Raw genomic sequence first — 26,465 nt, forward strand, 5'->3', positions numbered from 1 at the left:
GAGGGGGGTCATCGTCGTCGAGCGGTCGTCCCGCCGGCGCCGAGCGGTCGCGCGGTCAGGTCGTCGAGGAGCCGGTGCACGGGGTCGACCAGCGTCGGGTAGTCGCCGGAGACCGATCGCGCGAGCACCTTCGCGGCGGCGAAGGCGAGCGCGGGCCGGGCGTCGTCCGAGTGCAGCCGCTCGCCGAGCACCTCGACGAGCGAGCGCCGGGCGTCGGGAGCGGCGAGGGTGTGCACGTAGAGGGTCGCGACGTCGAGGTGCTCGGGGCCGCGCCCCCAGGCCTCCCAGTCGGCGAGGCCGAGCGGTGCGACGAGCAGGTTGCCGGGGTGCAGGTCGCCGTGCGCCGTCGTCCAGCACGGGGTGCCGCGCGGGAACCGGTCGCCGAAGAAGCTGTGCAGCAGCCGGTCCACGGTGGCGGGGACGGTCGACTCCCGCTGCGTCCACACGGCGCCGAGCGCGTCGAGGATGCGGCCGAGCTCGACCCAGACCGCCGGATCGACCTCGGTCTCCGGCGCGAGTTCCGCCGTCGGGGACAGGGCACGACCGGGCAGGCGGGTCATCAGCTCAGCGCGGAGCCGGAACCCCTCGACGGAGGGCGGGTCCCACTCCTCGACGGCGAGCACGACCGGCTTGGGCAGGGCCGGGAGCACGGCGCTCTCCGCCGTGCCGGTCCACCACGTCCCCTGGGCGAGCGCGGAGGGGGAGCTGACGAGGCGGAGCCAGAGCCGCTCGCGGTCGCGCCGGACGGGACCGGAGAGGGTCCTGCCTCGCCAGCCGAGGATCGTGTCACCGTCCCTCGCGGCGGCGAGCACGCGGAGGGCGTACTCGAAGGCGCTCTCGAGCACACTCCCGCCGGTCACCGGCCGACCCCCAGGCGGCGGAGTGCGTCCCCGGCGACGAGATCGAGCACCGCGCCGCCGATCGTGCCGACGCCGAGGGAGACCGAGGCGCCCCCCACCGGGGGAGTGCTCGCGGAGTCGGGCAGGGCGAGGGGATAGCCCACGGCCGGTACGTCGTCGAGCCCGGTGAGGGGCGCGAGCGCCGCGATCGGGGCGAGCAGCGACTCCGCAGGCCCGCTGACGACGGCCGTCGACCGCGGGGACCGCACCGCGATCCCGTTGCTGGTCAGCCGCACCGGGGTGCCCGGCACGATCCTCGGGTCGGCCGAAGTCCGCACGAGGAAGGCCTCGCCGTTGCGGACGACGTAGCCGCCCTCGATGCGCTCCTCGAGGGGGAGGGCTGCGACGCCGGCGAGAGCGGCGGCGAGGACGGCGGACGCGACGGCGACCCGGAGCGCTCCGACTCGCGCTTCTCTCGCGGCTCGCGCGAACCGGACGAGGGAGACGACGAGTGCGCCGAGGAGCGCTGCGGCGAACACGAGCGCGATGACCGCGCCCGGCTCGGTGAGGATCAGGACGGGGACGCTGCGGACGTACGCCCAGCCGATCAGGAGCAGGGCGAAGCCGCGGCAGCCGACCCCGAACAGGACGAGCCAGGGGGAGGTACGTGGTGCGGTGCCGCCCAGCAGGCGCAGAGCGCTGTCGCCGACGGCTCGGATCGCGGCTCTGCGCAGGAACGGCCGGTCGAGGACCGCGACCAGGGCCAGGTAGCCGTCGAGGTGCACCAGGGGGATGAGGTTGGTGACCGCGCTGAGTGCGGCCGCGACGACGAAGCACGCGAGGGCGGACCGCCCCGTCGGCGCCCACAGCAGGGCGGTGGCGGCGCTCGCCGCGAGGACGAGGTGCACCGCCGGGCCGGCCAGCGCGACCGCCGCGCGGGAGCGCCGGTCGCCCAGCCGCCAGCCGTCGGTGACGTCGCAGAAGAACGCGGGCGCGAGGTAGAAGATCATCAGCCCGGCCCGGCGGGGTCGTCCGCCGAAGGCGGCGAGGGACACTGCATGACCGGCCTCATGGACCGCTCCCGCGAGCAGGAATGCGACCGAGACCGCGAGGAGCGAGGGCAGGGGCAGTGGCTCGCTGAGGACGGCGGCGATCTCCGCCGAGTGCGCGATCGCGCTCGCGGTACCCAGGAGCAGCACCGCGACGACGGCGGTGACCGCGAGCAGCCGGACCGGTCGGCGGCGCAGGAGCCGCGCGAGCACGAGCGCCGGCCGCGTCGTGTCGAGCAGGGTCAGCTGGAGACTCGCCGGCGGTCGGAACTGCAGCCGATGCGACCGGGGCTCGCGGCGCTCGGAGCCGGCGAGGAGCCCGGCCGTCGCGAACTCGCGGAGCAGGGCGGCCGTCTCCTCGTCCGTCAGGGAGGTGCTCCCGGTGCCCTCCGTCTCGTCCGTCTCGTCCGTCTCGTGCGCGCTCGGGCGCAGCCCGGCGGCGAAGGTCGCCACCGCGGGACCGACCCGTGCGCGCGGGACGCCCCGCACCGAGAGGATCCACGGAGCGCCGGGCGCGATCGGCTCGTCGATCGTCACGGTGTCCGCCAGCCGGGGCGCGGGATCGCTCATGCCCGGACCAGCTGCAGCAGCGTCGAGTCCTCGGTCTCCACCAGCGCGGTCCGCGCGACGAGCCGCAGTCCCGCGCGCTCGGCCTCCACCGCGACCTGGTCGGCGTCGACGACGTTCACCCGCGAGCGGAAGAAGCGTGCCGCCGCACGCCCCTCGGGATCGAGACCGAGCTGCACGACCTCGACGTCCCGGTGGAGACCGTCGGGGGTGACGGCGGACGTCACGACGGCCGCTCCCGGTCCGCCGGACGGCCCGGGCACGGCGCGGATACGCGAGCTGCGGCTGCCGGCGACGTAGGCGTGGTCGGGGCTCGACGCGGTGATCAGGAGGACGCCGTCCGCTCCGAGGTGCTCGCGAGCGGCCCGGAGGAAGGCGTGCCGGCCGGCCCGGTCCAGAAGTGCGATGGACGTGGCGCCGAGGACGACGGCGCCGAAGCGCTCCGGCAGGTGGAAGCAGGTCATGTCGCCGACCAGTGCCCGGGAGCCGTCGGCGATCCTGGCGGCGGGCAGTGCCGCGATCCGCGTCCGGAGGATGTCGATCATCGTCGGCGAGAGATCGAGGCCGACGACGGGGCGGCCGAGGCCCAGGAGGGGCACCGTGAGGCGTCCGCCGCCGCAGGCCAGCTCGAGGATCGGCCCCTCGGTCCGGCGGGCCGCCGCGAGCAGGGGGCTGATCTCGCTGCGGTCCTCCGCGGTGAAGTGCTCGTAGACGACGGAGCCGTCCGGGCCGTAGAGGTCCTCCGGCGCCGCGGGGACGGGGGAGAGGGCGCCGAGGAGGGCGGCGCTCGCCGCGGTGAGCGGCGGCGGGTCCGAGGGGTGCTGCATGGTCGCTCCAGGTCTGAGAGGGGGCGGTCCCGGACGCTCGAGCGTCCGGGACCGCGGGAGGTGCACGGTCGGCTAGGTCGCGAGCAGCACGATGCTGCCGAGCGCGATCACGATCCTCAGACCGGCGTCGGCGGTCCGCCAGCCGTCGGCCGGAGCGACCGCGGGTTCGATCTCCTGGAAGAGAACGGGGTTCTCCATTTCTCACCTCCTCGGTGATGAAGTCCTCGGTGAAGAGGTGCTCTCCTCGAGAGCTAGGTCAGGACGATCGCGCCGAGCCCGAGGCCGACAGCGATCCCGAGCTTCGTGGCGATGTACCAGTCGGAATCGGGTGCGGCCATCGACTCGATCTCCTCGAATCGCAGGGGGGTGGGTGGTTGCATGCGTCGTCTCCTCGTGTCGTCGTCTGGAATCCGGGTGTCATCGGTCGGTCCCGGTCAGGTGAGGAGACCGACGAAGACGCCCGCGACGAGGAGCCCCGTCGTGAAGCCGGAGGCCGCCGACTCCCAGTCGGGAGCGACCGCCTGCTCCAGCTCATGGAATTCGAGCTCGTTCGTGGTGTTCATGTGTTCACCTCCCTCGTTCGGTCGTAGGGCCCGCGCCGGCGGGAAGGCCGCGCGCAGGAGTCGGAGGGCGTCGTCGAGCGCCAGGCCGGGCAGCGCCGAGCTGTCCCAGCGGGCGACGATCGCGAGTGCCGCGTCGCGGAGGGCGCGGTCGGCGACGGCCGGAGCGGTGATCCCCCACCGCTCGGACCACTGGGCGCTGCCGACGACGGGGTCCGGGTCGAGCCCGAGGGGAGCGGCGAACCACTGCCAGACGGCCCGTCGTCGCGCGCGACGCTCCGGGGAGTCGCGACTCCACAGGACGGGCAGCAGCGGCATCGTCGCCGGCACCTTCCGCAGGCCCGCGCGACTGCTCACCTCGTTCGCGAGGTACCAGTGCGTCGCCGCGAAGGGATCCGTGGTCGCCGAGCGCAGCGCGCCGTGACTGTCGGCGCTCGCCGCAGCGAGCGTCGCGCGGTCGGCGCGGCGGACGAGTCCGGCCTTCTCGGCGACGCGGCCGCCGGCCTCGCCCAGCGCCCCCAGCAGTCGCCTCGACCGGTCGTCGGCGGAGTGGTCGGCGGGCGACCCGGACCGCGAGCCGATCAATCGCAGGGCCGCCTCCGCCGCTCCCTCGAGCACGGAGGAGCGGGTCAGCGTCGCCGTGAGGTCGGAGTCGAGCACGGCGGCGTCGGCCCGGAGCGCTTCGCCGACCACGACGGAGCGGAGGCCGCCGATCTCGCGGCAGGCCGCGACGCTCGTCTCGCTGCCGGGCCCGATCGTCGTGGGCACCAGGACGAGACGAGGGACCTCCGTCGACGCGTGGAGGTCCGGGGCGAGAAGGCCGCCGTGCCTGCTCAGCAGTCCGTCGAGGCGCGATCGGAGGGCGCGGTCGGCGGCGAACAGGCGCGCCAGCGCCGCCACGTCGTGCAGCCTGCCGCCGCCGATGCCGACGAGGCGGTCGGGACGGACGGCACGGAGGGCGCGGTCGACGGTGTCGAGCAGCCGACCCTGCTCGGACGCGACGTCGAGGACGACCACCGGTCCGTGCAGTCGCTCGGGCTCGACGGCTCCGCACCGGACGAGCGCGCTGTCGAGCACGAAGAGGGTCCGCCGGGAGCCGGTGGTCGCCGCATCCGACGCCAGACCGGACCGCAGATCGGTGCTGCGGACGCTCATGCGTCGAGCGCCGCACTGATGATGCGCGGGATGTCCGCGAGGTCGTGGTCGCTGGACACCGCCGCAGGGAGGAACTGGATCCCGCCCGGCGCGGGATGCACGACCGCCCCGCGCCGCCGGATGTCCTCCACCAGGCCGAGGACCTCCTCGGCGCTGGCGACCCCCTCGATCCGCAGGGCCCGGAAGGACCCGGCACCGGAGGATCCGAGCACCCGCGGATGCGCGGTCAGCGCGGTGACGGCACGGTCGAGGCCGGTGCTCACGCGCGGGAAGCCGTCGGCTCCGAGCAGCTCGGGGAGCAGTGCGAGGCTCTGCAGGACGGCGGCGCAGACCGCGGGTGTCCCCGCCTGGGTCTCCGCGTGGACGAACGGGGCGTCGGCGGCATCGATCTCGGCGAGGAGCCGCTCGCCGACGACCACGGCGGCCGCCGCGAGCGTGCCGTTCGTCAGGGCCTTCGAGAGGACCACCGCGTCGGGCGCGAACGGCCAGCGCGAGGAGGCGAGGAACGGGCCGGTGCGGCCGAAGCCGGTCGCCACCTCGTCCGCGACGACGGGGACGCCGTCCTGGGACGCGCGCTCGAGTACCGCGAGGAGTGCGTCCGAGAGCGGGAGAGCGCCGGAGCCGAGGACGGGCTCCACGACGATGCCGCAGATGCGCCGTCCCTCACGGCGGAGCAGCGACTCCAGGGCGTCCGGATCGTCGTGCGCCACGTGCCGGACCCCCGAGCGGTCGACGCCGTAGAGGTCCTGGCCCAGCTCGTCGCCGCTCAGCGCGTGGGCGCCGTAGGTGAGCCCGTGGTAGCTGCCGGACAGGCCGACGACCAGCCGGCGCTCCGGCCGCCCGAGGAGCGCGGCCCGCTGGCGGAGCAGCTTCATGACCGCGTCGTTCGCGCTGCCGCCGGAGGTGGTGAGGAGGACGCGCCGGAAGGAGGCGTCCGGGAGCGAGTCGCCGACGACCGAGAGCAGCGCCGCAGCCGCCCGCTCCGCCCAGGGGTGACTCCGCCGGAAGAGGGACAGGTAGGAGGCCTCGGTCAGAGCCGCGGCGATGGCGGCGGTGAACTCCGGCCGGCCGTAGCCGAACGGCACGTTCCACAGTCCGCTCGTGAGGTCGATCGCCTCGACGCCGTCGGCGAAGCGGATGCGTGTCCCCGTCGCGCTCACTGCCGCGACGGTCCTGGCCGCCGCCGTCGGCGAGACCAGGGGCACGAGGACCGGCGAGGCCGTCACGCTCCTCTCCGGAGGTGGACGCCCTCGTGCTCGAACCGCTCGACGAGCCGCGCGACGAAGGCCTCGTCGGCCGGCGTTCGCACCCCGTCGTCCGGGCCCTCGCTCAGGAGCCGCTCGACGACGATCGCGGTGGCAGGAGCGAGGGCGAACCGCCGCAGGGTCCGGGGCTCCACCAGGACGCGCTCGTCGCCCCGGTGCAGGAGGATCAGATCGGAGCGCGTGAGCGTCGCCACCTCCCCGTCCGGTCGGAGGGACGTTCCGAGCCCGACCACCGACCACGCCGGGCCGGTGTCGTCGGCGGCGGCGAAGGCGAGGCCGGCGCGGTACAGCGCCAGCCAGGGGCGGCGCGCGATGTCGTCGGCGACATCGCCGCCCAGCGCGGCGAGCCGGTCGAGCGGACGGTACGACCTGTCGAGGGCGGCCGCGAGGCCGTCGGGGTCTCGGGCGTCGCCGAGGACCAGCCCGTCCGGACCGAGCGTCGCGACCCCGTCCCGGCCGACATCGACGGCGGCGACGGGTCCGGCAGCGGGGTCGTCCGTCAGCGGCAGACCGCTCACGGCGACCGCGGCTCCCAGGAGCTGCGGGACCAGCCGACCGGAGGCGCGGGCGGCGTCGGCGTCCTCCCGATAGGCCTGCCAGCCGTTCGCATCGCGGAGCCGTGCGGTCGTCGCACCGGTGACCGGGAGGAACGCGATCGAGGCGTAGTCCTCCGTCTGGACCCGCAGCTCGCCGAACCAGGCGACGTCTCCCGGCTCGTCGAGTCCACCGCGGTAGTCGAGGACGGCCGCGCCGTCGCAGGTCGGGGCCTCGCGGGTCGCATCGTCGTCGGTCACGCTCTCGGCCGGGAGGAGCAGGACGTCCTCCGGCCCGAGCAGTGGCTCCACCGCTCCTCGCCACCGCCGGTCGGCGAGGCGCACGACCCGTCGAGCGTCGACCCGGTCGCCGGTCACCCACTGGAGGACGGCCCGGGCGACTCCGCGTCGATCCACCGCGGTCGCTCGCGTGCCGTTGTCGGCGTCGGCGGAACGGGACGGAGTCGAGAGCGCCGTTCGCGAGCGGCGGTCGCCGCGATCGGGGGAGCGCGTCGCGTCTCCGTCGGAGCGGATCGGTCTCGGGTCGTAAGCCATACGCGGATGGTAACCGACCGAAGCTCACGTCTGTCAAGCGCGACTCGCCGACCGAATCGACGATCGCTGCTGTGCGCCACTGGCGGGGCTCGGCACGCGCCTCCGGCCCCTCCTGCCGGCGTCGGTGCTAGACATACCGGTATGAACAACGCAGCAGCAAGCAGGCGACTCCTGGGACGGCGGTGGCTGTCGTGAGATCCCGTTCCGACCTCGTCGTCCTCGTCGTGCTCGGTCTCTACGGCCTCGTCCGAGGCGTCCTCGACACCCCTGCGGTCATCGCGGCACCGAGCGCCCTCGGGATCGCGTCGCTGTGCACCTCCGCCGTGCTCCTGGTCGTGGCGATCGCAGCGCTCGCCCTCGAGCTGCGGCACAGACGGAGGAAGCGTGCCGCTGCGACCTCGCCCGCCGCCGCCCAGACGGCCCGAGAGGTCGGCGACGGGCAGTAGAGCCGGAGGCGTCAGCCCCTCGGCCTCGTCAGTACCCGCCGATGCTGGTCGGTTAGCCCCGCAGGGGCGTATCGAGACTTACCGTCCTCAGAAGGGCGGTCTGCAGACTCGTCTTTCTGGCACGGGTGGATCTCGATACGCCCGCTGCGCGGGCTACTCGATCAGCATGAACACCGCTGAGCGGGCGGCGGACGGCTCCGCACCCGTCGAGACGCCGGATCGCGGCCGCTCAGCCCGTCAGCCCCGCGATCGCGTCCAGCTCGTCCAGCGAGCCGATCCGCCGCACGCCGAACTCGACGGCCTCCGGCGGCAGCTCGCGCCCGTGCTCGGGCCCGCCGACGCGGTCGAGCCAGACCCCGCGCAGGCCGGCGTGCGCCGCGCCGATCGCATCGGTGCCCAGCCGGTCGCCGACGTACAGCGCGTCCGCCGGAGCGACGCCGAAGCGCTCGCAGGCGACGCGGAAGATCTGTGCATCGGGCTTCGTCACGCCGACCTCGCCCGACGCCACCAGGTGCTCGACCCGCTCCGTCAGCGCGATCGCGTCCATCTTGGTCGTCTGGAAGTCCACGTCGCCGTTGGTGATCACGCCGATGCGGACGCCCGCCGCGTCGAGCCGGTCGAGCACCGGCAGGGCGTCGTCGTGCAGCGTCCACGCCGCGACGTAGTGCCCCAGGTAGGCGGCGAACCACGCGCTCGCCTGCTCCGGCGTCAGCTCGACGCCGGCGTCGGCCGCGAAGGCCGTGGCGCGGGCGCGGCGCTGCCCCTCGTAGTCGAGCTCGCCGGCGAGGTAGCGGTGGTAGTGCTCCTCCTCCAGTGCGTACCATCGCCGCTGCAGCGCGCCCGCCTCGCCCGCGTAGGCGTCGCCGAGCAACGCCGCGTACGCGACGATGCCCTCGCGCACTGCGCGGGCGTGCGCGAAGAGCGTGTCGTCGAGGTCGAAGAGGGCCAGCCGCAGCACGGTCGGCTCAGCGGCCGCGGCGCAGCAGGCCGACGCGCTCGTACACGGTCGCGAGCGTGCGCTCGGCCGTCTCGGAGGCGCGGTCGGCCGCTCGAGCGAGCATCCGGTCGAGCTCGGCCGGGTCGGCGAGCAGCTCGGCGGTGCGCGCGCGGATCGGGTCGAAGGTCGCGGCGACGACCTCGACGAGGCCCTTCTTCAGGTCGCCGTAGCCGCGGCCCGCGTACTCCTGCTCGAGCGACTCGATCGTGCGGTCGGCGAGGACGGAGTAGATCGTGAGCAGGTTCGAGACGCCGGGCTTGGCGGCGCGGTCGAAGCGCACCTCCGACTCGGTGTCGGTGACGGCGCGCATGATCTTCTTCGCGGTCACCTTCGGCTCGTCCAGCACGCTCAGCAGGCCGGCGTCCGACTCCGCCGACTTCGACATCTTCGCGCCGGGGTTCTGCAGGTCGTAGATCTTCGCGGTCTCCTTCGCGATGTACGGCTCCGGCATCGCGAAGGTCGCACCGAAGCGCGTGTTGAAGCGGTTCGCGAGGTCACGGGTCAGCTCGAGGTGCTGGCGCTGGTCCTCGCCGACCGGCACGGCGTCGGTCTGGTAGAGCAGGATGTCGGCCGCCATCAGGATCGGGTAGGTGAACAGGCCGACCGAGGCCGCCTCCGCGCCCTGCTTCGCCGACTTGTCCTTGAACTGCGTCATCCGGCTGGCCTCGCCGAAGCCGGTGACCGTGTTGAGGATCCAGGCCAGCTCAGCGTGCGCCGGGACGTGCGACTGGATGAACAGCGTCGAGCGCTCCGGGTCGATGCCGGCGGCGATGTACTGCGCGGCCGTCGCGCGGGTGCGCTCGCGCAGCTCGGCGGGCTCCTGCGGCACGGTGATCGCGTGCAGGTCGACGACGCAGTAGTAGGCGTCGTAGTCGTCCTGCATCGCGACCCACTGCGTGAGGGCGCCGATGTAGTTGCCGAGGTGCAGCGAGCCGGAGGAGGGCTGCATGCCGGAGAAGATGACGGGCTTCGCGCCCGGAGTGCTGGGGGTCATGGTGAGGCCTCGTGTGCGATGGCGGCGCGGTCGGCGCCGGGGGAGAAGGGGGTCAGAGCTCGTAGTCGACGACGACGGGCGCGTGGTCGGACCAGCGGGTGTCCCAGGCGCTGGCGCGGTCGATCTCGTAGCTGCGGGCCAGGGCGGCGAGCTCCGGCGTCGCCAGCTGGTAGTCGATCCGCCAGCCGGTGTCGGTGTCGAACGCCTGGCCGCGCTGCGACCACCAGGTGTAGGGGCCGGGCACCTCGCCGGCGAAGCGGCGGCCGAGGTCGACCCAGCCCATCCCCGCTCCGGCGTTGTAGCCCTCCTCGCCCTCGGCGCCGACGAAGCGGTCGAAGTAGGCGCGCTCCTCGGGGAGGAAGCCGGCCTTCTTGACGTTGCCCTTCCAGTTCTTGATGTCGAGGGTGCGGTGGCCGACGTTGAGATCGCCCATCACCACGGCGAGCGGGTTGTGGGCCTGGAGCTGGGGGAGGCGCTCGATCATCGCGTCGAGGAAGCGCATCTTCTCGTCCTGCTTCGGCGTGCCGACGCCGCCCGAGTGGACGTAGGTGGAGACGACGGTCACGGTGCGGTCGCCGACCTCGTAGTCGGCCTCGAGCCAGCGGCCCGCGGAGTCGAAGTCGTCGGCGCCGAGCGCGACCCGGTGGATCGTGGCGCGCTTGCGCGACGCGAGCGCCACTCCGGCGCGGCCCTTGGCGGTCGCCTCGTCGTGCAGCACGTCCCACTCGTCGCCGAGCAGGCCGGTGAGGTCGTCGGTGGAGGCGCGGACCTCCTGCAGGGCGAGGACGTCGACGTCGCGGGCGGCGAGCCAGTCGCCCATGCCCTTGCGGAAGGCGGCGCGGACGCCGTTGACATTGACGGAGGCGATGCGGAGCGGCTTTCGAGTCACCGGAGCAGTCTACGGAGGACCGCCGACACGGAGCGGCACGCGGGGGAGCGGCGCAGCGGTGCATCCCGGACACGCAGAGAAGCCGGCGGCCCCGCCCCGCGCCGCCCCCTCGGAGGAGAGGGGCGACGTGGACACGGGACCGCCGGCGGGACCGCTCAGGACGGTCGGTCGGTGCGGATCAGACGGCGACGGGGCGGGCCGTGGCCGGCTCCGGGACCTCGGCGACGATCGGCGCGCGCTTGATGCTCTTCGCGATGATCACGCAGACCGCCGTGACCACCATGCCGACGAGGATCGCGACCAGGTAGAGCAGCGGCTGCCCCACGAGTCCGGTCACCCAGATGCCGCCGTGCGGGGCGCGCAGCGTCGAGCCGAACAGCGCGACGAGGGCGCCGGTGACGGCCGAGCCGATCATGGCGGAGGGGATCACGCGCAGCGGGTCGACCGCGGCGAACGGGATCGCTCCCTCCGAGATGAAGGAGGCGCCCAGCAGGTAAGCCGCCTTGCCGTTCTGGCGCTCGGCGTCGGTGAACAGGCGCTTGCGGAGCGAGGTCGCGAGGGCGAGGCCCAGCGGCGGCGTCATGCCGGCCGCCATCACGATCGCCATTACCTTGAACTGCACGGAGTTCGGGTCGCCGTCCGCGGGGACCGAGGCGAGCCCCGTGGTCGCGAAGGCGTAGGCCACCTTGTTGACCGGGCCGCCCATGTCGAACGCCATCATCAGGCCCAGGATGATCCCCAGGATGATCAGGTTGCCGCCGGTGAGGCCCGAGAGCCAGGCCGACAGTCCCTCGCTCAGCGCACGCAGCGGGGCGCCGAGGACGACGAACATCAGGAAGCCCGTGATGAAGGTCGCGATCAGCGGGATGATGACCACCGGCATCAGCGACTTGAACGCCGCCGGCAGCTTGATCCGCGAGATGTAGAGCGCCGCGTAGCCGGCGATGAAGCCGGACGCGAGGCCGCCGAGGAAGCCGGCGCCGACGGTGACCGCCACGGCGCCGCCGAGGAAGCCGGGCGCGATGCCGGGGCGGTCCGCGATGCCGAAGGCGATGAAGCCCGAGAGCACCGGCACCAGGAACGCGAAGGTCGCGCCGCCGATCAGGAACATCACTCCGGCCCAGTCGGTGATGTTGGCGATGTTGAAGCCGTTGTCGATGATCTGCTGCGGCGTGTAGCTGACGATCTGGTAGCCGCCGAAGAGGAACGACAGTGCGATCAGCAGACCGCCCGCCGCGACGAACGGGATCATGTACGAGACGCCGGTCATCAGGTTCTGGCGGATGCGCGTGCCGACGCCGACCTTCTTCGGGGCGGCGGGCGCCGCGGCCGGAGTCGAGCGGGCGGCGGACGGAGCCGTGCCGGTGCCGCGCAGGGCGAGGGCCCGGTCGAGCACCTCGTCCGGCTTCGACAGCGCCTCGGCGACGCCGACCTGGAGGATCGGCTTGCCGGCGAAGCGGTCCTTGCCGCGGATCTCGAGGTCGGCGGCGAGGATGACGACGTCCGCGGCGGCGATGTCGCCCGCGGTCATCTCGTCCGAGCCGGCGGCGCCCTGGGTCTCGACGTGGATCGGGTAGCCGCGCTTCTTCGCGGCCTGCTCCAGCGCCTCGGCGGCCATGTAGGTGTGCGCGATGCCGGCGATGCAGCTCGTCACCGCGACGAAGCGCGGGGCGCCCGTCGAGGCAACGGCGGCGGCGGGAGCGTCCTGGACCTTCGCGGCGGCGCGGTCGATGACGTCCGCGGCCTTCGCGAGCGCCTCCGAGGTGCCGACCTCGAGGGTCGGCTTGCCGGCGAAGCGGTCCTTGCCGCGGACCTCGAGGTCGGCGGCGAGGATCACGACGTCGGCGTCGGCGATCGTCTGGTCGGACATCGGGTCGGAGCCGGCGGCACCCTGGGTCTCGACCTGGATCTGGTAGCCCTTCTTCTTGGCGGCCTGCTCGAGGGCCTCGGCCGCCATGTAGGTGTGCGCGATGCCGGCGATGCAGCTGGTGACGGCGACGATCTTCACGAGACGACGACCTCTCGGGCGATGATGTCCGCGACTTCCTGGCCGCTGCCGGCGGCGCGGAGGGATCCGGTGAAGGACTCGTGGATCAGCTTGCGGGCGAGCTGGGCGAGGATCTTGAGGTGGGCCTGGTCGGCGCCGTCAGGGGCGGCGATGAGGAAGATCAGGTCCGCGGGGCCGTCCGGGGCGCCGAAGTCGACGCCGGACTTGGCGATGCCGACGGCGACGCTGGGCGAGACGACGTGCGAGGAGCGGGCGTGGGGGATCCCGATGCCGCCGGGCATGCCGGTGGCCATCTGCGACTCGCGGTCGCGGACATCGGCGAGGAAGCCGTCGAGGTCGGTGACGCGGCCGGCGTCGGCGAGCGTCTTCGCGAGCTGCGCGGTGGCGTCGTCCTTCGTGGCGGCGGTGAGGTCGACGATGACCGTCGACGCCTCGGTGAGAGCAGTCATGCGCTCAGTTCTCCAATCGGGAGGGTGGGGTCGGGGTTCTCGACGACGGAGACGTCGTCGAGGCGGAGGGAGTCGGGACCCGGGGCTTCACTGCCCGGGAGGGTGACGGCGGCGGTGCCCCAGGCGACGGCCGTCCGCAGACGCTCCGCCTCCGAGGCCTCGGTCGCCGACAGGTAGCCCGCGAGGGTGCTGTCGCCGGCGCCGACGGTGCTGAGGGGCACGACGGGGGGTGCGCCCGCCCACCACGACGAGTCCGCCGTGACGAGGAGGGCGCCGTGCTCTCCGAGGCTCACGAGCGCTCGCGCGTCCGGGAGGCGGAGGAGTGTGCGGGCTCCGTCGACGACGTCGCCGACGGACGCGAGGGAGCGGCCGAGGAGCTCCTCGAGCTCCTCGAGGTTGGGCTTCACCAGCGTCGCGGTGCCGGCCGCGATGATCGCAGTCAGCGGTGCTCCGGAGGTGTCGACGGCGAGGGGGACGCCGAAGTGGGTGGCGAGGCGTCCGAGCGCCGGGTAGAAGTCGTCGCCGAGGCCGGGCGGGACGCTGCCGCAGGCGACGAGCCAGCGCGGGCCGGCGACGACGTGGTCGCAGATCAGAGCGGAGAGCGCCTTCGCCTCCTCCGGCGTGACGGCCGGGCCGGGCTCGTTGATCTTGGTGGTCCGGCCGGTCGCGTCGTCGACGACGGTGATGTTGGTGCGGATCGGCTCGGCGATCGCGGCGCTGGCGGAGGCGACTCCGGCCGCCTCGAGCATGGTGCGCAGGTCGAGGCCGGTGGAGGCGTCGGCCGGGTAGATCGCCGTGGCCTCGACGCCGTTGCGGGCGAGGGCCCTGGCGACGTTGACGCCCTTGCCGGCCGGGTCGCGGCGCACGCCGTGGGCGCGGTTGACCTCGCCGACGGCGAAGCCGCTCGTCGACAGGGTGACGTCGATGCTGGGGTTGGCGGTGACGGTGACGATCATGCGCGGACGACCTCCGGGCCGGCCGATTCGATGTCGTCGGCGAGCTCGTCGTCGACCCCTCGATCGGTGATGACGGTGTCGATCGCGGAGAGCGGGGCGACGTGCCCGAAGTCCTGGCGGCCGAACTTGGAGTGGTCGGCGAGGACGACGACCCGGCGCGCGGCGGCGATGAGCGCGGTCTTGACGACGGCCTCGTCGAGGTCGGGGGTGGTGAGCCCCCGCTCCCGGCTGATGCCGTTCGTGCCGATGAAGGCGACGTCCACCGAGACGGTGGGGATCACCTGGGCGACCCACGGTCCGACGGCGGCCTGCGTGACGCCGCGCAGGTGCCCGCCGAGCAGGTGGAGGTCGATGTTGGGCCGGCCGACGAGCGCCACCGCGACAGGGAGGGAATGGGTGACGACCGTCAGCCGGCGGTCCAGGGGGAGCAGCTCCGCGAGGCGGACCGTGGTGGTCCCGGCGTCGATGGCGATCGAGCCGCCGTCGGGGACCTCGGCCAGCGCGGCGGTGGCGATGCGGTCCTTCTCCGCGGCGAGGTGGCCCTCGCGGGCGGCGACCTCGGGCTCGATGCCGAGGCGCTCGACGGGGATGGCCCCGCCGTGGGCCCGGCGCAGGAGGCCGCGCTTCTCCAGGCTGGTGAGGTCGCGCCGGATCGTCTCGGGCGTGACCGCGAGGGACTGCGCGAGGTCGCGGACCTCGACCCGCCCGTCGGTGCGGGCGCGGTCCAGGATCGCCTGGTGCCGCTCCGGTGCGTACATGTGGACTCCGTCGTCTCGCGAGATGCTACGCCTCGTCCGCGGTGTCGGTGTCGACCTCGGATCTGCGTTTACATCTTTTTAGACCCGTTCGTGTCCGGTGTCAACAGAAACGGACATATTCGTCGGACGTCGTTCCGCTCGGGGGCTCCGACGACGCATCAGCGTCGAGGAGAGCGCGCGTCGCGGAGAGCGACTGTCGCGGAGTCAGGCGGCCGCGTCGGCCAGCTCGTCCTCGAGGCGCGAGAGCTGCTTCTCCAGGCGTCGGCGCTTGAGCAGCGAGGCGTCCGGCAGGGCGGCGCGCAGGCGCTCGCGCTCCGCCTCGGCGAGGGTGCGGCGGGCGAGGCGCAGCTGCTCCTCGCGCTCGCGCTCGATCTCGTCCGGCGTGCGCTTGCGCGCTGAGATGCCGGCGTCGCTCATGCCCACCGAGATCCAGGAGGCGACGATCAGGATCACCTGGCAGACCAGGTTGAACCAGATCAGCAGACCGATCAGGACGGCGAAGGAGGCGAGCAGCGGGTTGCGCGAGGCGCCGCCGAGCAGTTGCGTCCCGAGGACCTTGAGCGCGCCGAGCGCGATCCCGCCCATCAGCGCGCCGACCCAGAGGTTCTTCCACGGGATCGGGATGCCGCTGAGGATCCGGAACGAGCCGGCGAGCGTCGCGGTGTCGAGCGCGAGCATGATCAGCAGGCCGACGACGGTGCCGGTGACCCGGCCGAGGGTCGAGTCGCTGCCGATCCCGAGGACGTCGAACGCGACGTCGACGAACGAGGTCGAGAAGACCGAGAGCGCCGCCGAGACGATCAGTACGGCGCCGAAGACGAGCGCGAGCCCCGCGTCCTTGAGCTTGAGCAGCACGAACAGGACGGTCGGACCGGGCAGGGAGAACAGGATCCGCACCGCCTGCCGGAGGCTGCCGAGGAAGTTGAGCGCCGTCCAGAGCAGACCGGCGGCGGCGATCACTCCGGTCCAGCCGAGGATCGTGGAGTCGAGCAGCGTGTCGATGGAGACCAGCGAGTTCTTGTCGCCGATCAGCCCGGGCACCGAGCTGGTGAGCAGCTGCAGGAGCGAGTCGCGCAGCGCCGCGTTGTCGCGCAGGACGAAGCCAAAGACCGCGAAGAAGACGAACAGCGCCGCGAAGATCGCGAACAGCGCCTGGAAGGCGAGCCCCGACGCGAACAGCGGCCCGCCGCTCTCGGAGTAGTGCAGCATCACCCGCACCGGACGTGTCCGCATGATCCGCTCGAACAGCGCCGGGATGCCGCGCGGTGCCTCGGTCGCCGCCTCCGTCATGCCCTCCAGCGTAGAGGCGCCGGGCGCGGCTCCGAGACGCACGCCTCCGCCGCGCGCGGCGACGCGACCTCCGGCTCGCGGGATCGCCCCCGGCTCGTCGAATGCCGCACATCCGACGTGCCGGAGCAGTTCCCGCGTGCCGGACCTCGGCGGCGCGACCTCCGGCTCGCAGAATCACCTCCGGCTCGTCGAATCGCCTCCGGCTCGTGGAATCGCCTTCGGCTCGTGGAATGCCGCACATCCGACGTGCCGGAGCAGTTCCTGCGTGCCGGACCTCGGCGGCGCGACCTCCGGCTCGCGGAATCACCTCCGGCTCGTGGAATTACCTCCGGCTCGTGGACTGCCGCACATCCGACGTGCCGGAGCAGTTCCTGCGTGCCGGACCTCGGCGGCGCGACCTCCGGCTCGCGGAATGATCCTCGGCTCGTGGAATTGCTTGCATCCCGCGTGCCGAGGTGGTTTCCGCGTGCCGAAGCTCGTCCGCGCGACCTCCGGCTCGCGGAATCGCCTCCGGCTCGTCGTCCTGCGCGCTTCTGACGAGCCGAGGCTCGTCTCGCGTGCCGAGGCGCCGACGCCGTCACGTCCGGCTCGCGGAACGATCCTCGGCTCGTGGAATCGCGGACTTCCGGCGTGCCGGAGCTGTTTCCGCGTGCCCGACCTCGTCCGCGGGACCTCCGGCTCGCAGAATCACCTCCGGCCCGTCACTCCGGCCGATTCTGACGTGCCCGAGCGCTTTCCGCGTGCCCGAATACGCCCGACGCGACCCTCGGCTCGTGGAACGACCTCCGGCTCGCGGAAGCACGTCACTCCGTCGCGCCGGAGCCTGTTCGGCGTGCGCCGGGGTGAGTCCGTCGTGATCTCCGGCTCGTGGAATCGCCTCCGGCTCGCGGGTGCACGGGCTTCTGACGTGCCGGAGCGTGTCCCGCGTGCCCAAGCATCGGCGCTGCCGTCCGCCGGTCGCCCGGAGACCTCGGCTTCCTCGAACCGTGCGCCTCTGACCGTCACGGGAGGCGTCCTCGCGTCGAACGCGCGGGGCTCAGCGGAGCGGGCCGCGCGCGCGGACCGCGAGGATGCTGTCGCGGGTGCGTGTCCAGTGATGCATCACGTCCGCGTAGGTGAAGCGGAGCGTCGTGTACCCGCGCTCGGCTGCTGCGCGGTCGCGATCCCGGTCTCGCTGGAAGGCGTGGGGGTCGTCGTGCCAGGCCCGACCGTCGATCTCGAGGAGCAGCCACCCGTCGATCACCAGGTCGACCCTGCCGACGCCGTCGATCTCGACCTGGATGTCGCACCTGATGCCGAGCGGATGCAGGCGGACCCGAGTGACCGACTCCGTCCCGGACTCCGACCGGGCGTCGACGAGCTCCGCGACGACGGCGAAGCGACGGGGCAGCGCCGCCAGCGCCTGGGCGAGACCATCGGCCCCGATGAGGCGCAGGCGCAGACACGAATCGGCGACGGCGACGGCGAGCTCGAGAGGCTGGCAGAGGAAGACCTGGGTCAGCGCCTCGATGCGCGTCGTCCGGATGGAGCGGTACTCCGCCGGCCGTGCACGGCGACTCCAGTGAGCGACCACGTCGTCGCCCAGTTCTCGCGGCCGCGGGCGCGAGCTGGAGGTGATGGCGAGGTGGAGTCGGGTGTCGGGCGGGCGGAAAGCGCCCGCCTCCGCCAGCAGCGAGATGCAGGACAGCGACCCGCAGGCCTCCGCCGCGCGCAGCTCCTCCGCCGACGCGTGCGGCGACGCGTACCAACCGCGCCTGATGCGGCGCAGCGCCCCCGATCGCACGGCGGCCGTGGCGTCGACGCCGACCGCGTGAAGGTAGCCGATGTGGTGCACTCCGTACTGCATGCGCCGACTCTGCCGTCGGACGGCGATCCGTGCGGACCTGATCGCCCGTTCGGTGGAGAGCTCGCGCTCACCGTGGACTGTGGAGGAGACGACCGGCGATCGAGGGCCGGCTCCGAGGACGTCGGGCTCGCACTTCGGGGTCCGGCTCGTCGATCCGCCGTCTTAGAGCGTGCCGAAGCAGTTTCCGCGTGCCGGAGCTCGGATGGGCCGACGTTCGGCTCGTGACTCCGAGTCGGGCTCGTCGATTCGACGGGTTTCAACGTGTCGGAGCCGTTTCCGCGTGCCGGAGGTGGCGCGGGCGATGTTCGGCTCGTGATACCGGGTCGGGCTCGTTGATTCGCCGGTTTCGAACGTGCCGAAGCCGTTACCGCGTGCCGGAGGTGGCGCGGGCGATGTTCGGCTCGTGATTCCGAGTCGGGCTCGTCGATCGGCCGGATTCGGGCGTGCCGGAGCAGTTCCCACGTGCCGGAGGTACACCGCGAGCACCGGGGACGACCAACGGCCCGCCGGATCCGAGGATCACGACGGGCCGAACGGGGGACGAAGCGTCAGGCGCGGCCGCGGATGACGGCCTGCTTCACCTCGGCGATCGCCTGGGTGATCTGGATGCCGCGGGGGCAGGCCTCGGTGCAGTTGAAGGTCGTGCGGCAGCGCCAGACGCCCTCCTTGTCGTTGAGGATGTCCAGGCGGGCTCCGCCGGCGTCGTCGCGCGAGTCGAAGATGAAGCGGTGCGCGTTCACGATCGCGGCGGGGCCGAAGTACTGCCCGTCGGTCCAGAACACCGGGCAGGACGACGTGCACGCCGCGCAGAGGATGCACTTGGTGGTGTCATCGAAGCGGGCGCGGTCGGCGACCGACTGCACGCGCTCCTTGCCCTTGGTGGGCGGGGTGTTCGCGATCAGGAACGGCTGCACCTCGCGGTAGGAGGCGAAGAACGGCTCCATGTCCACGACGAGGTCCTTCTCGAGGGGCAGGCCCTTGATCGCTTCGATGTAGATCGGCTGCGAGATGTCGAGGTCCTTGATCAGCGTCTTGCAGGCCAGGCGGTTGCGGCCGTTGATCCGCATCGCGTCGGAGCCGCAGATGCCGTGCGCGCAGGAGCGACGGAACGTCAGCGACCCGTCCTGGTCCCACTTGATCCGGTGCAGAGCGTCGAGGACGCGGTCGGTCGAGAACATCTCGACGTCGAAGTCCTGCCAGCGCGGCTCGGTGTCCTGCTCCGGGTCGAAGCGGCGGATGATGAACGTGACGGTGAACGCCTCCGGGGCCGCGGGGGCGGCGGGGGGCTGCTCGAGAGTGGCGGACGACACGACTAGTACTTCCTCTCCATCGGCTGGTACCGGGTGATCACGACGGGCTTCCAATCGAGGCGGATGTGGTCGCCCGCGTCGGAGGAGTGGGCGTCACCGGAGAGGTACGCCATCGTGTGCTGCATGTAGTTCTCGTCGTCGCGCTTGGGGAAGTCGTCGCGCATGTGACCGCCGCGGCTCTCCTTGCGGTTCCGGGCGGAGTAGACGACGACCTCGGCGAGGTCGAGGAGGAAGCCGAGCTCGACGGCCTCCAGGAGATCGGTGTTGAAGCGCTTGCCCTTGTCCTGCACCGAGATGTTGCGGAACCGGTCGCGCAGGCGCTGGATGGTGCCGGTGACCTGCTCGAGCGACTCGTCGGTGCGGAACACCTGGGCGTTCTTGTCCATCTCGTCCTGCAGCTCCTTGCGGATCGAGGCGATCCGCTCGGTGCCGGTGGCGCCTCGGAGCGAGGCGAGCATGTCGCGGATCGCGCCGGCGGGGTTCTCGGGCAGGGGAGTGAAGTCGACGGTCTGCGAGTAGTCCGCGGCGTTGTTGCCGCTGCGCTTCCCGAAGACGTTGATGTCGAGCAGCGAGTTGGTGCCGAGGCGGTTCGAGCCGTGCACCGAGACGCAGGCGCACTCGCCGGCGGCGTAGAGGCCGGGGACGACGGTGGTGTTGTCCGAGAGGACCTCGGCCTTGACGTTGGTCGGGATGCCGCCCATCGCGTAGTGCGCGGTCGGCATGACCGGCACCGGCTCGACGACCGGGTCGACGCCCAGGTAGGTGCGGGCGAACTCGGTGATGTCCGGGAGCTTCGTCTCCAGCACCTCGGCGCCGAGGTGGGTGCAGTCCAGCAGCACGTAGTCCTTGTGCGGGCCGGCGCCGCGGCCCTCCGCCACCTCCTGGACCATGCAGCGGGCGACGATGTCGCGCGGCGCGAGGTCCTTGATGGTGGGGGCGTAGCGCTCCATGAAGCGCTCGCCCGAGGCGTTGCGGAGGATCGCACCCTCTCCTCGCGCTCCCTCGGTGAGGAGGATGCCGAGCCCGGCCAGGCCGGTCGGGTGGAACTGGAAGAACTCCATGTCCTCGAGGGGGAGGCCCTTGCGCCAGATGATGCCGACGCCGTCGCCCGTGAGGGTGTGCGCGTTCGACGTCGTCTTGTAGATCTTGCCGAAGCCGCCGGTGGCGAAGATGATCGCCTTCGCCTGGAAGACGTGCAGCTCGCCGGTCGCCAGCTCGTAGGCGACAACGCCGGACGGCTTGTTCACGCCGTCGACCTCGGTCATCACCAGGTCGAGCACGTAGAACTCGTTGTAGAAGTTGATGCCCAGGCGGACGCAGTTCTGGAACAGCGTCTGCAGGATCATGTGGCCGGTGCGGTCGGCCGCGTAGCAGGCCCGGCGCACGGGCGCCTTGCCGTGGTCGCGGGTGTGGCCGCCGAAGCGGCGCTGGTCGATCTTGCCGTCCTCGGTGCGGTTGAACGGGAGGCCCATGTTCTCGAGGTCGATGACCGCGTCGATGGCCTCCTTCGCGAGGATCTCCGCCGCGTCCTGGTCGACGAGGTAGTCGCCGCCCTTGACGGTGTCGAAGGTGTGCCACTCCCAGCTGTCCTCCTCGACGTTCGCGAGGGCGGCGGCCATGCCGCCCTGCGCCGCGCCGGTGTGCGAGCGCGTCGGGTACAGCTTGGAGATGACGGCGGTCTTCGCCTTGGGCCCGGCCTCGATCGCGGCGCGCATGCCCGCTCCGCCGGCTCCCACGATCACCACGTCGAACTGGTGGTAGTGGACGCCGTCGGCGCCGAGGGTCTGGGTGAAGGCGCTCTGATCAGCGCCGCCGCTGTGGACGTGGCCTGGTGTGCTCACTGGGTGACTGCTCCGTTGAACGGGGTGGAAGGGCGGGAGTGGGGGAGGGGCGCTCCCGGTGGCGTGGCGGTGCCGCGCGGTCGGACCGCGCGGCACCGGGCGCCTAGGCGGCGCAGAAGGAGGGCAGCAGGCTCGGGTCCCCGCCGGTGGGGCAGGGGTTGAAGCCGAAGACGACGTAGGTGCCGAGCGCGATCAGCGCGACGACCGAGACGACGATGCCGCCCTTGAAGACGCGGGCCAGCAGCGGCGAGGTCGCGTAGTCGTTCACCAGCGTGCGCATGCCGTTGCCGCCGTGGATGAGCGCGAGCCAGAGCATCGCGACGTCCCACCACTGCCAGAACGGGTTGGCGAGCTTGCCGCCGACGAAGCCGAAGTCGATGGCCTTGATGCCGTCGCCGAGCAGGAGGTTGAAGATCAGGTGCCCGAAGATCAGGACGATCAGCACGACGCCGGAGGCGCGCATGTAGATCCAGCCCCACTTCTCCCAGTTGGTGCCGGAGGAGCGGGTCGGGACGTGCGGAGTCCGCGGTGCGGCGACGGTGCTCAATGGGCACCTCCCTCGCTGAAGACGTTGATGAGGTGGCGGGGTGCGAAGCCGAGCATCAGCACGACCCACAGGCCGATGACGACCCAGAAGAGCAGACGCTGGTTCCGGGTGGCCCAGCTCCAGAAGTCGACGAGGATGATACGCAGGCCGTTCATGGCGTGGAACGCGATCGCGGCCACGAGGCCGGTCTCGCCGAGGCCCATGATCGGGTTCTTGTACTGGGCGATGACCGCGTTGTACGCCTCGGGGCTCACGGCGATGAGGGCCGTGTCGAGGACGTGCACGAGGAGGAAGAAGAAGATGGCGACACCGGTGATCCGGTGCAGCACCCACGACCACATGCCTTCGCGACCGCGGTAGAGGGTTCCGGCCGGACGGCGGATCTTCCCCTGCTTCCGGGGTGCGAGGGTTTGAGCAGCTGAAACTGACACGAACAACCCTCCCTGGTTGACTGCTCCGTCGGCCTGACCGGACCCGCGACTCGAGGACGCGGGCGGGGCGGAGGAGCGGCGAGAACACTCGCTCGACGATTCTAAGCGCCGGGCCCGGTCGCCGCGGCTTAGGCGAGCCTTAGCTGCCGCGGGCCATCGACACGGGTGCGCCGACCGTCGCGTAGTGCGCGAGGAGCTCGTCCGTGAGCGCGCTCCAGGTGCGGTGAAGCACGCGGCGCCGGCCCGCCTCGCCGAGCCTCGAGCGGAGCCCCGGATCGTCCAGCAGCCGCTCGACCTGCCGACGCAGATCGGAGTCGCTCTCCGGCGCGTAGAGCAGCCCGTCCACGCCGTGCTCGATCAGATCGGTCGGGCCGCCGGCGTGCGGGGCGACGACCGCCGTGCCCGAGGCCTGCGCCTCCTGCACGGTCTGCCCGAAGGTCTCCTCGGTGCCGGTGTGCACGAAGACGTCCAGAGCCGCGAAGACCGCGGGCAGTCGCTCCCCGTCGAGCCGTCCGAGCATCCGCGCCGAGGAGCCGAGCGCCGCCGCGACCCGGGAGGAGGAGGGGCCGTAGCCGCCGACGACCAGGTCCGCGCCCGGAAGAGAGGAGAGGGAGGCCAGGCGCTCGACGCGCTTCTCGGGGGAGAGGCGGCCGATGTAGCCGACGAGCGCGTCGCCGGCGGCGACCGGCGCCCGCACCTCGGCGGCGTAGGGGGAGGAGCGCATCCGCGGGTGGAAGCGGTCGCTCTGCACGCCGCGCCCCCAGAGCGCGGTGCGCTCGATCCCGGCGGCGGCGAGGTCGTCGAGCGCGCTGGTCGAGGGGGCGAGGGTGAGGTCGGCGCCCGCGTGGATCTGGCGGATCACCCGCCAGGCCAGGGCCCGGGCGCCGCGGATGCCGTAGCGGGCGGCGAAGCGCGCGACGTCGGTCTGGTAGATCGCGACGCTGGGCACGCCGAGCCTGTTCGCGGAGGCGATGGCGCGCGCCCCCAGAAGGAAGGGCGAGGCGACGTGCACGACGTCGGGTTCGAAGTCGGCGAGCTCGCGGGTGAGCGCGAGCGTCGGGATCCCGACGGGGAAGTCCCGGTAGGCGATCGCCGGGTGCTCGACGACGCGGTGGCCGGCGTAGTGCCCGGGCGCCCCCGCGGCAGGGCACACGACGAGGGCCTCGATCCCGCGCGCCGCGAACTCGTCGAGGACCCGGAGGACGCTCGTGGTGACACCGTTCAACGACGGGAGGAAGCTCTCCGTGACGACCGCGACTCTCACCCTCCGGACGGTACGGGCGCCGTGTGAACGCGGGAGCGCGCCCGGGTGAACGGACGGACACGTCCGGGCGCCCTTGTATCCTGCGGACATGACATCACCTGAGACCGATGGCCGCGCCCCGCTCGACCGCTTCTACAGCGTGATCCCGGCAGGCGGGATCGGCTCGAGGCTGTGGCCGCTCTCCCGGGCCGACGCCCCCAAGTTCCTGCACGACCTCACCGGCTCGGGCCAGACCCTGCTCCGCGACACCTGGGACCGTCTCGCGCCGATCTCGGGCGCCGACCGCATCATGGTCGTCACCGGCCGTGCGCACCGCGCCGCCGTGGAGCGCCAGCTCGAGAGCCTCGAGGACCTCAACGTCGTCCTCGAGAGCGAGCCGCGCGACTCCTCCGCCGCGATCGGCCTCGCCGCCGCGATCCTCGAGCGCCGCGAGCCCGGCGTGATCATCGGCTCGTTCGCTGCCGACCACGTGATCAGCGGTCAGCACCTCTTCCACGACGCGGTCGCGGAGGCGGTCGTCGCCGCCGACGCCGGCTACATCGCGACCATCGGCATCACGCCGACCGAGCCCGCGGTGGGCTTCGGCTACATCCGCACCGGCGCCCACCTCGGCATCGAGGGCGCCGCGCACACGCTCGCCGTCGACTCCTTCGTGGAGAAGCCCGACGCCGAGACCGCCCGCACCTACGTCCAGAGCGGTCAGTACCTCTGGAACGCCGGCATGTTCATCGCTCGCGCCGACCGCCTGCTCGAGGAGCTCGGCCGCTCGAAGCCGAAGCTGCTCGCCGGTCTGCTCGAGCTCGCGGAGGCGTGGGACACCCCGGAGCGCGGCGCCGTCGTCGACCGCATCTGGCCGGGCCTCGAGAAGATCGCGATCGACTACTCGGTCGCCGAGCCGGCCGCCGCGGAGGGCAAGCTCGCCGTCGTCCCCGGCCACTTCTCCTGGGACGACGTCGGTGACTTCGCGTCGATCGCGAAGCTGCACGCAAGCGGCCTGCGCTCCGACCTGGCGATCCTCGGCGAGGACGCCCGCGTCCTGGCCGACTCCGCCACCGGCATCGTCGTCAGCGGCGGCAACCGCACCATCGCGCTGATCGGCGTGAAGGACATCGTCGTCGTCGACACCCCCGACGCCCTCCTCGTCACCACCACCGAGAACGCCCAGAAGGTGAAGGGCGTCGTCGACGCCCTCCGCCTCTCGGGCCGCACCGACGTCCTGTAGCCGATCGTCCCGAGATCCGCCCTCCCGGGAGAGGTGGATCTCGATACGCGCGCTCCGCGCGCTACTCGATCAGCAGGGTCGTACGACCGCATGTCTGAGCGGAGCCGCGTCCTTCCCCTGCTGGTCGAGTAGCCGCGCAGCGGCGTATCGAGACCGCCGTCCCCAGCAGGGCGGCTCTGCAGACTCACGTTCTGACGTCGGTGGATCTCGATACGCGCGCTCCGCGCGCTACTCGATCAGCATGGGTGGCCGCGCGCCCAGAGGGAGTCGTGCTCTCACCCGCTGGTCGCGCAGAAGTCCGGGAGCGAAGCGTCCCGGACTCCCTCGCCCGCAGGGTCGAGGGCCGCGAGCGGAAATCGCGTGCCAGCGATTTCCGCCAGCCCGACGCGACCCGCTCTGCGGAACGCACCACTCCAGGTGGCCGACCGCGGGGGAGGAGCCGCTCGCGGCTCCTCCCCAAGACCGGCACCGCGTCGAGGGCCGCGAGTCGGAATCGCGTGCGAGCGATTCCGGCCAGCCCGACGCGACCCGCTCTGCGGAACGCACCACTCCAGGTGGCCGACCGCGGGGGAGGAGCCGCTCGCGGCTCCTCCCCAAGATCAACACTGTGTAACGCTTCCCGAGTTGGCCCTCCGCGGCGGCTGAGCGTTCCGACACCTTGGGTAACGTGAGGTCATCGATGCCCTGCAGTGCCGATCGTGCGCGCGGGGCCGAATCTTGGAGGACGAATCTTGACTATCACCACGCGTAAGGCCGCGTTCGGCGGTCTCGCCGCTCTGGGCGTCACCGCGCTTCTCGCCGGTTGCGCCTCCGCCCCCGAGGAGACCGGCTCGAGCGCCGCCGCCGGTGGCGACTTCCTGCCCTGCATGGTCTCCGACGCGGGCGGGTTCGACGACAAGTCGTTCAACGAGCTCGGCTACAACGGCCTGGTCGCGGCGTCCGAGGACCTCGGAGTCACCCCGAAGACCGTCACCTCGGAGTCCGAGACCGACTACGCGCCCAACCTGACGAGCCTCGTCGACCAGGGCTGCAACCTGATCATCACCGTCGGCTTCGCCCTCGCCGAGGCCACCTCGGCCGCGGCGGAGGAGAACACCGACATCGACTTCGCCATCATCGACGACGCGTCGATCGATCTGCCGAACGTCAAGCCGATCACCTTCGACACCTCGCAGTCGGCGTTCCTCGCCGGCTACGCGGCGGCGTCGTACTCGAAGACGGGCGTCGTGGGCACCTACGGCGGCCAGCAGTTCCCGACCGTCACCATCTTCATGGACGGCTTCGCGGACGGCGTGGCGTACCACAACGAGCAGAAGGGCACCGACGTCAAGGTCGTCGGCTGGGACGTCGCCGCGCAGACCGGCTCGTTCACCGGAGGCTTCGCCGCCGGTGTCGAGGCCAAGTCGGCCGCGCAGTCCCTGATCGACCAGAACGCCGACGTCATCCTCCCGGTCGGCGGCCCGATCTTCCAGTCGGCCATCGAGGCCATCCGCGACTCCGGCAAGGAGATCGCCATGGTGGGTGTCGACGCCGACCTGTACGAGACCTACCCCGACGGCGGCGACCTGTACCTGACCTCGATCCTCAAGGGCATCGAGGCCGGCACGACCGACGTCACCTCCACCGCGGGTGCCGACGCCTTCGACGCGACCCCGTACGTGGGCACGCTCGAGAACGACGGGGTCGGCATCGCGCCGTTCCACGACTTCGAGTCGAAGGTCTCGGCCGACCTGCAGGGCGAGCTGGACACCATCAAGGAGGGCATCATCGACGGCTCGATCACCGTCGAGTCGCCGTCCGCTCCCGCCGCGTCCTGATCCCCGGATCGATCGCAGCGCACTGACGAAGAGGCCGGTGGGCCCGAGTT

25 protein-coding genes are annotated in these 26,465 nt (G+C 72.3%); 3 read left to right on the forward strand and 22 right to left on the reverse strand.

Annotation, left to right across the window (positions count from 1 at the left end):
* Positions 1–8: 8 nt before the first annotated feature.
* The 8 genes from EDF45_RS05120 to EDF45_RS05145 all read right to left on the reverse strand — a co-directional run bounded on the left by EDF45_RS05120 (position 9) and on the right by EDF45_RS05145 (position 7,350).
* Positions 9–860: a phosphotransferase gene (locus EDF45_RS05120; RefSeq protein WP_148060221.1), complete on the reverse strand. Its 852-nt coding sequence runs from the start codon at positions 858–860 to the stop codon at positions 9–11.
* Positions 857–2,458: a daptide biosynthesis intramembrane metalloprotease gene (gene mpaP / locus EDF45_RS05125; protein ID WP_123735185.1), complete on the reverse strand. Its 1,602-nt coding sequence runs from the start codon at positions 2,456–2,458 to the stop codon at positions 857–859. Before mpaP ends, EDF45_RS05120 begins: the two co-directional genes overlap by 4 nt.
* Positions 2,455–3,282, reverse strand: coding sequence for a daptide-type RiPP biosynthesis methyltransferase (gene mpaM / locus EDF45_RS05130; RefSeq protein ID WP_123735186.1), 828 nt, complete (start codon positions 3,280–3,282; stop codon positions 2,455–2,457). Before mpaM ends, mpaP begins: the two co-directional genes overlap by 4 nt.
* 72 nt (positions 3,283–3,354) lie before the next feature.
* On the reverse strand, positions 3,355–3,480 hold the full coding sequence (locus EDF45_RS21705) for a hypothetical protein (RefSeq protein ID WP_260311822.1): 126 nt from the start codon (positions 3,478–3,480) through the stop codon (positions 3,355–3,357).
* A 53-nt stretch (positions 3,481–3,533) separates the two neighbouring features.
* Complete coding sequence (locus tag EDF45_RS21710) at positions 3,534–3,662, reverse strand: daptide-type RiPP (RefSeq protein ID WP_260311824.1); 129 nt, start codon at positions 3,660–3,662, stop codon at positions 3,534–3,536.
* 54 nt (positions 3,663–3,716) lie between these two features.
* Positions 3,717–4,997 carry an iron-containing alcohol dehydrogenase gene (locus EDF45_RS05135; RefSeq protein WP_123735187.1) on the reverse strand — a complete coding sequence of 427 codons (1,281 nt, stop codon included), beginning with the start codon at positions 4,995–4,997 and terminating at the stop codon, positions 3,717–3,719.
* Positions 4,994–6,223: a daptide-type RiPP biosynthesis aminotransferase gene (gene mpaD / locus EDF45_RS05140; protein ID WP_221181083.1), complete on the reverse strand. Its 1,230-nt coding sequence runs from the start codon at positions 6,221–6,223 to the stop codon at positions 4,994–4,996. Before mpaD ends, EDF45_RS05135 begins: the two co-directional genes overlap by 4 nt.
* Positions 6,220–7,350 (reverse strand): hypothetical protein, encoded by a 1,131-nt coding sequence (locus EDF45_RS05145; RefSeq protein ID WP_123735188.1) that lies wholly within the window; start codon positions 7,348–7,350, stop codon positions 6,220–6,222. The genes mpaD and EDF45_RS05145 overlap by 4 nt, the downstream gene beginning before the upstream one ends.
* A gap of 191 nt (positions 7,351–7,541) precedes the next feature.
* On the opposite strand from EDF45_RS05145, the gene EDF45_RS05150 reads away from it, so the two are divergent.
* Positions 7,542–7,796 carry a hypothetical protein gene (locus tag EDF45_RS05150; protein WP_148060222.1) on the forward strand — a complete coding sequence of 85 codons (255 nt, stop codon included), beginning with the start codon at positions 7,542–7,544 and terminating at the stop codon, positions 7,794–7,796.
* Between the two features lie 229 nt (positions 7,797–8,025).
* Here EDF45_RS05150 and EDF45_RS05155 read toward each other — a convergent pair whose 3' ends face one another.
* The 14 genes from EDF45_RS05155 to EDF45_RS05225 form a co-directional block, all read right to left on the reverse strand.
* Complete coding sequence (locus EDF45_RS05155; protein WP_123735190.1) at positions 8,026–8,754, reverse strand: HAD family hydrolase; 729 nt, start codon at positions 8,752–8,754, stop codon at positions 8,026–8,028.
* A gap of 7 nt (positions 8,755–8,761) precedes the next feature.
* Positions 8,762–9,787, reverse strand: a complete 1,026-nt coding sequence (gene trpS / locus EDF45_RS05160) for a tryptophan--tRNA ligase (protein WP_123735191.1) — start codon at positions 9,785–9,787, stop codon at positions 8,762–8,764.
* A 52-nt stretch (positions 9,788–9,839) separates the two neighbouring features.
* A complete protein-coding gene (locus EDF45_RS05165; protein ID WP_123733890.1) occupies positions 9,840–10,676 on the reverse strand; it encodes an exodeoxyribonuclease III in 837 nt (278 codons plus the stop codon).
* A gap of 178 nt (positions 10,677–10,854) precedes the next feature.
* Positions 10,855–12,684: a PTS fructose-like transporter subunit IIB gene (locus EDF45_RS05170; RefSeq protein ID WP_243646235.1), complete on the reverse strand. Its 1,830-nt coding sequence runs from the start codon at positions 12,682–12,684 to the stop codon at positions 10,855–10,857.
* Complete coding sequence (locus EDF45_RS05180) at positions 12,681–13,133, reverse strand: PTS sugar transporter subunit IIA (protein WP_123445279.1); 453 nt, start codon at positions 13,131–13,133, stop codon at positions 12,681–12,683. Before EDF45_RS05180 ends, EDF45_RS05170 begins: the two co-directional genes overlap by 4 nt.
* Positions 13,130–14,089 (reverse strand): 1-phosphofructokinase family hexose kinase, encoded by a 960-nt coding sequence (locus EDF45_RS05185; RefSeq protein ID WP_123735192.1) that lies wholly within the window; start codon positions 14,087–14,089, stop codon positions 13,130–13,132. The genes EDF45_RS05180 and EDF45_RS05185 overlap by 4 nt, the downstream gene beginning before the upstream one ends.
* A complete protein-coding gene (locus tag EDF45_RS05190) occupies positions 14,086–14,847 on the reverse strand; it encodes a DeoR/GlpR family DNA-binding transcription regulator (protein WP_123445281.1) in 762 nt (253 codons plus the stop codon). Before EDF45_RS05190 ends, EDF45_RS05185 begins: the two co-directional genes overlap by 4 nt.
* Positions 14,848–15,051: 204 nt before the next feature.
* Positions 15,052–16,137 (reverse strand): YihY/virulence factor BrkB family protein, encoded by a 1,086-nt coding sequence (locus EDF45_RS05195; protein WP_123735193.1) that lies wholly within the window; start codon positions 16,135–16,137, stop codon positions 15,052–15,054.
* A 1,036-nt stretch (positions 16,138–17,173) separates the two neighbouring features.
* Positions 17,174–17,983 (reverse strand): DUF559 domain-containing protein, encoded by an 810-nt coding sequence (locus EDF45_RS05200; RefSeq protein WP_123735194.1) that lies wholly within the window; start codon positions 17,981–17,983, stop codon positions 17,174–17,176.
* A gap of 548 nt (positions 17,984–18,531) precedes the next feature.
* Positions 18,532–19,293, reverse strand: a complete 762-nt coding sequence (locus EDF45_RS05205; protein WP_123445284.1) for a succinate dehydrogenase iron-sulfur subunit — start codon at positions 19,291–19,293, stop codon at positions 18,532–18,534.
* A 2-nt stretch (positions 19,294–19,295) separates the two neighbouring features.
* Positions 19,296–21,038, reverse strand: coding sequence for a succinate dehydrogenase flavoprotein subunit (gene sdhA / locus EDF45_RS05210; RefSeq protein ID WP_243582900.1), 1,743 nt, complete (start codon positions 21,036–21,038; stop codon positions 19,296–19,298).
* Positions 21,039–21,237: 199 nt separating this feature from the next.
* The gene (locus EDF45_RS05215; RefSeq protein ID WP_123702562.1) at positions 21,238–21,681 is read right to left on the reverse strand and encodes a succinate dehydrogenase hydrophobic membrane anchor subunit; all 444 of its coding nucleotides are present in this window, start codon (positions 21,679–21,681) and stop codon (positions 21,238–21,240) included.
* Positions 21,678–22,112 (reverse strand): succinate dehydrogenase, cytochrome b556 subunit, encoded by a 435-nt coding sequence (gene sdhC / locus EDF45_RS05220; RefSeq protein WP_123445287.1) that lies wholly within the window; start codon positions 22,110–22,112, stop codon positions 21,678–21,680. Before sdhC ends, EDF45_RS05215 begins: the two co-directional genes overlap by 4 nt.
* 139 nt (positions 22,113–22,251) lie before the next feature.
* Positions 22,252–23,376, reverse strand: coding sequence for a glycosyltransferase family 1 protein (locus EDF45_RS05225; RefSeq protein WP_185020086.1), 1,125 nt, complete (start codon positions 23,374–23,376; stop codon positions 22,252–22,254).
* 88 nt (positions 23,377–23,464) lie between these two features.
* On the opposite strand from EDF45_RS05225, the gene EDF45_RS05230 reads away from it, so the two are divergent.
* Positions 23,465–24,598: a mannose-1-phosphate guanylyltransferase gene (locus EDF45_RS05230; RefSeq protein ID WP_123735196.1), complete on the forward strand. Its 1,134-nt coding sequence runs from the start codon at positions 23,465–23,467 to the stop codon at positions 24,596–24,598.
* Between the two features lie 731 nt (positions 24,599–25,329).
* The gene (locus tag EDF45_RS05235) at positions 25,330–26,415 is read left to right on the forward strand and encodes a BMP family protein (RefSeq protein WP_123735197.1); all 1,086 of its coding nucleotides are present in this window, start codon (positions 25,330–25,332) and stop codon (positions 26,413–26,415) included.
* Positions 26,416–26,465: the final 50 nt, after the last annotated feature.

Origin of the sequence: Rathayibacter sp. PhB186 (assembly GCF_003751825.1) — a bacterium.
In the GTDB taxonomy this organism is placed as follows: domain Bacteria; phylum Actinomycetota; class Actinomycetes; order Actinomycetales; family Microbacteriaceae; genus Rathayibacter; species Rathayibacter festucae.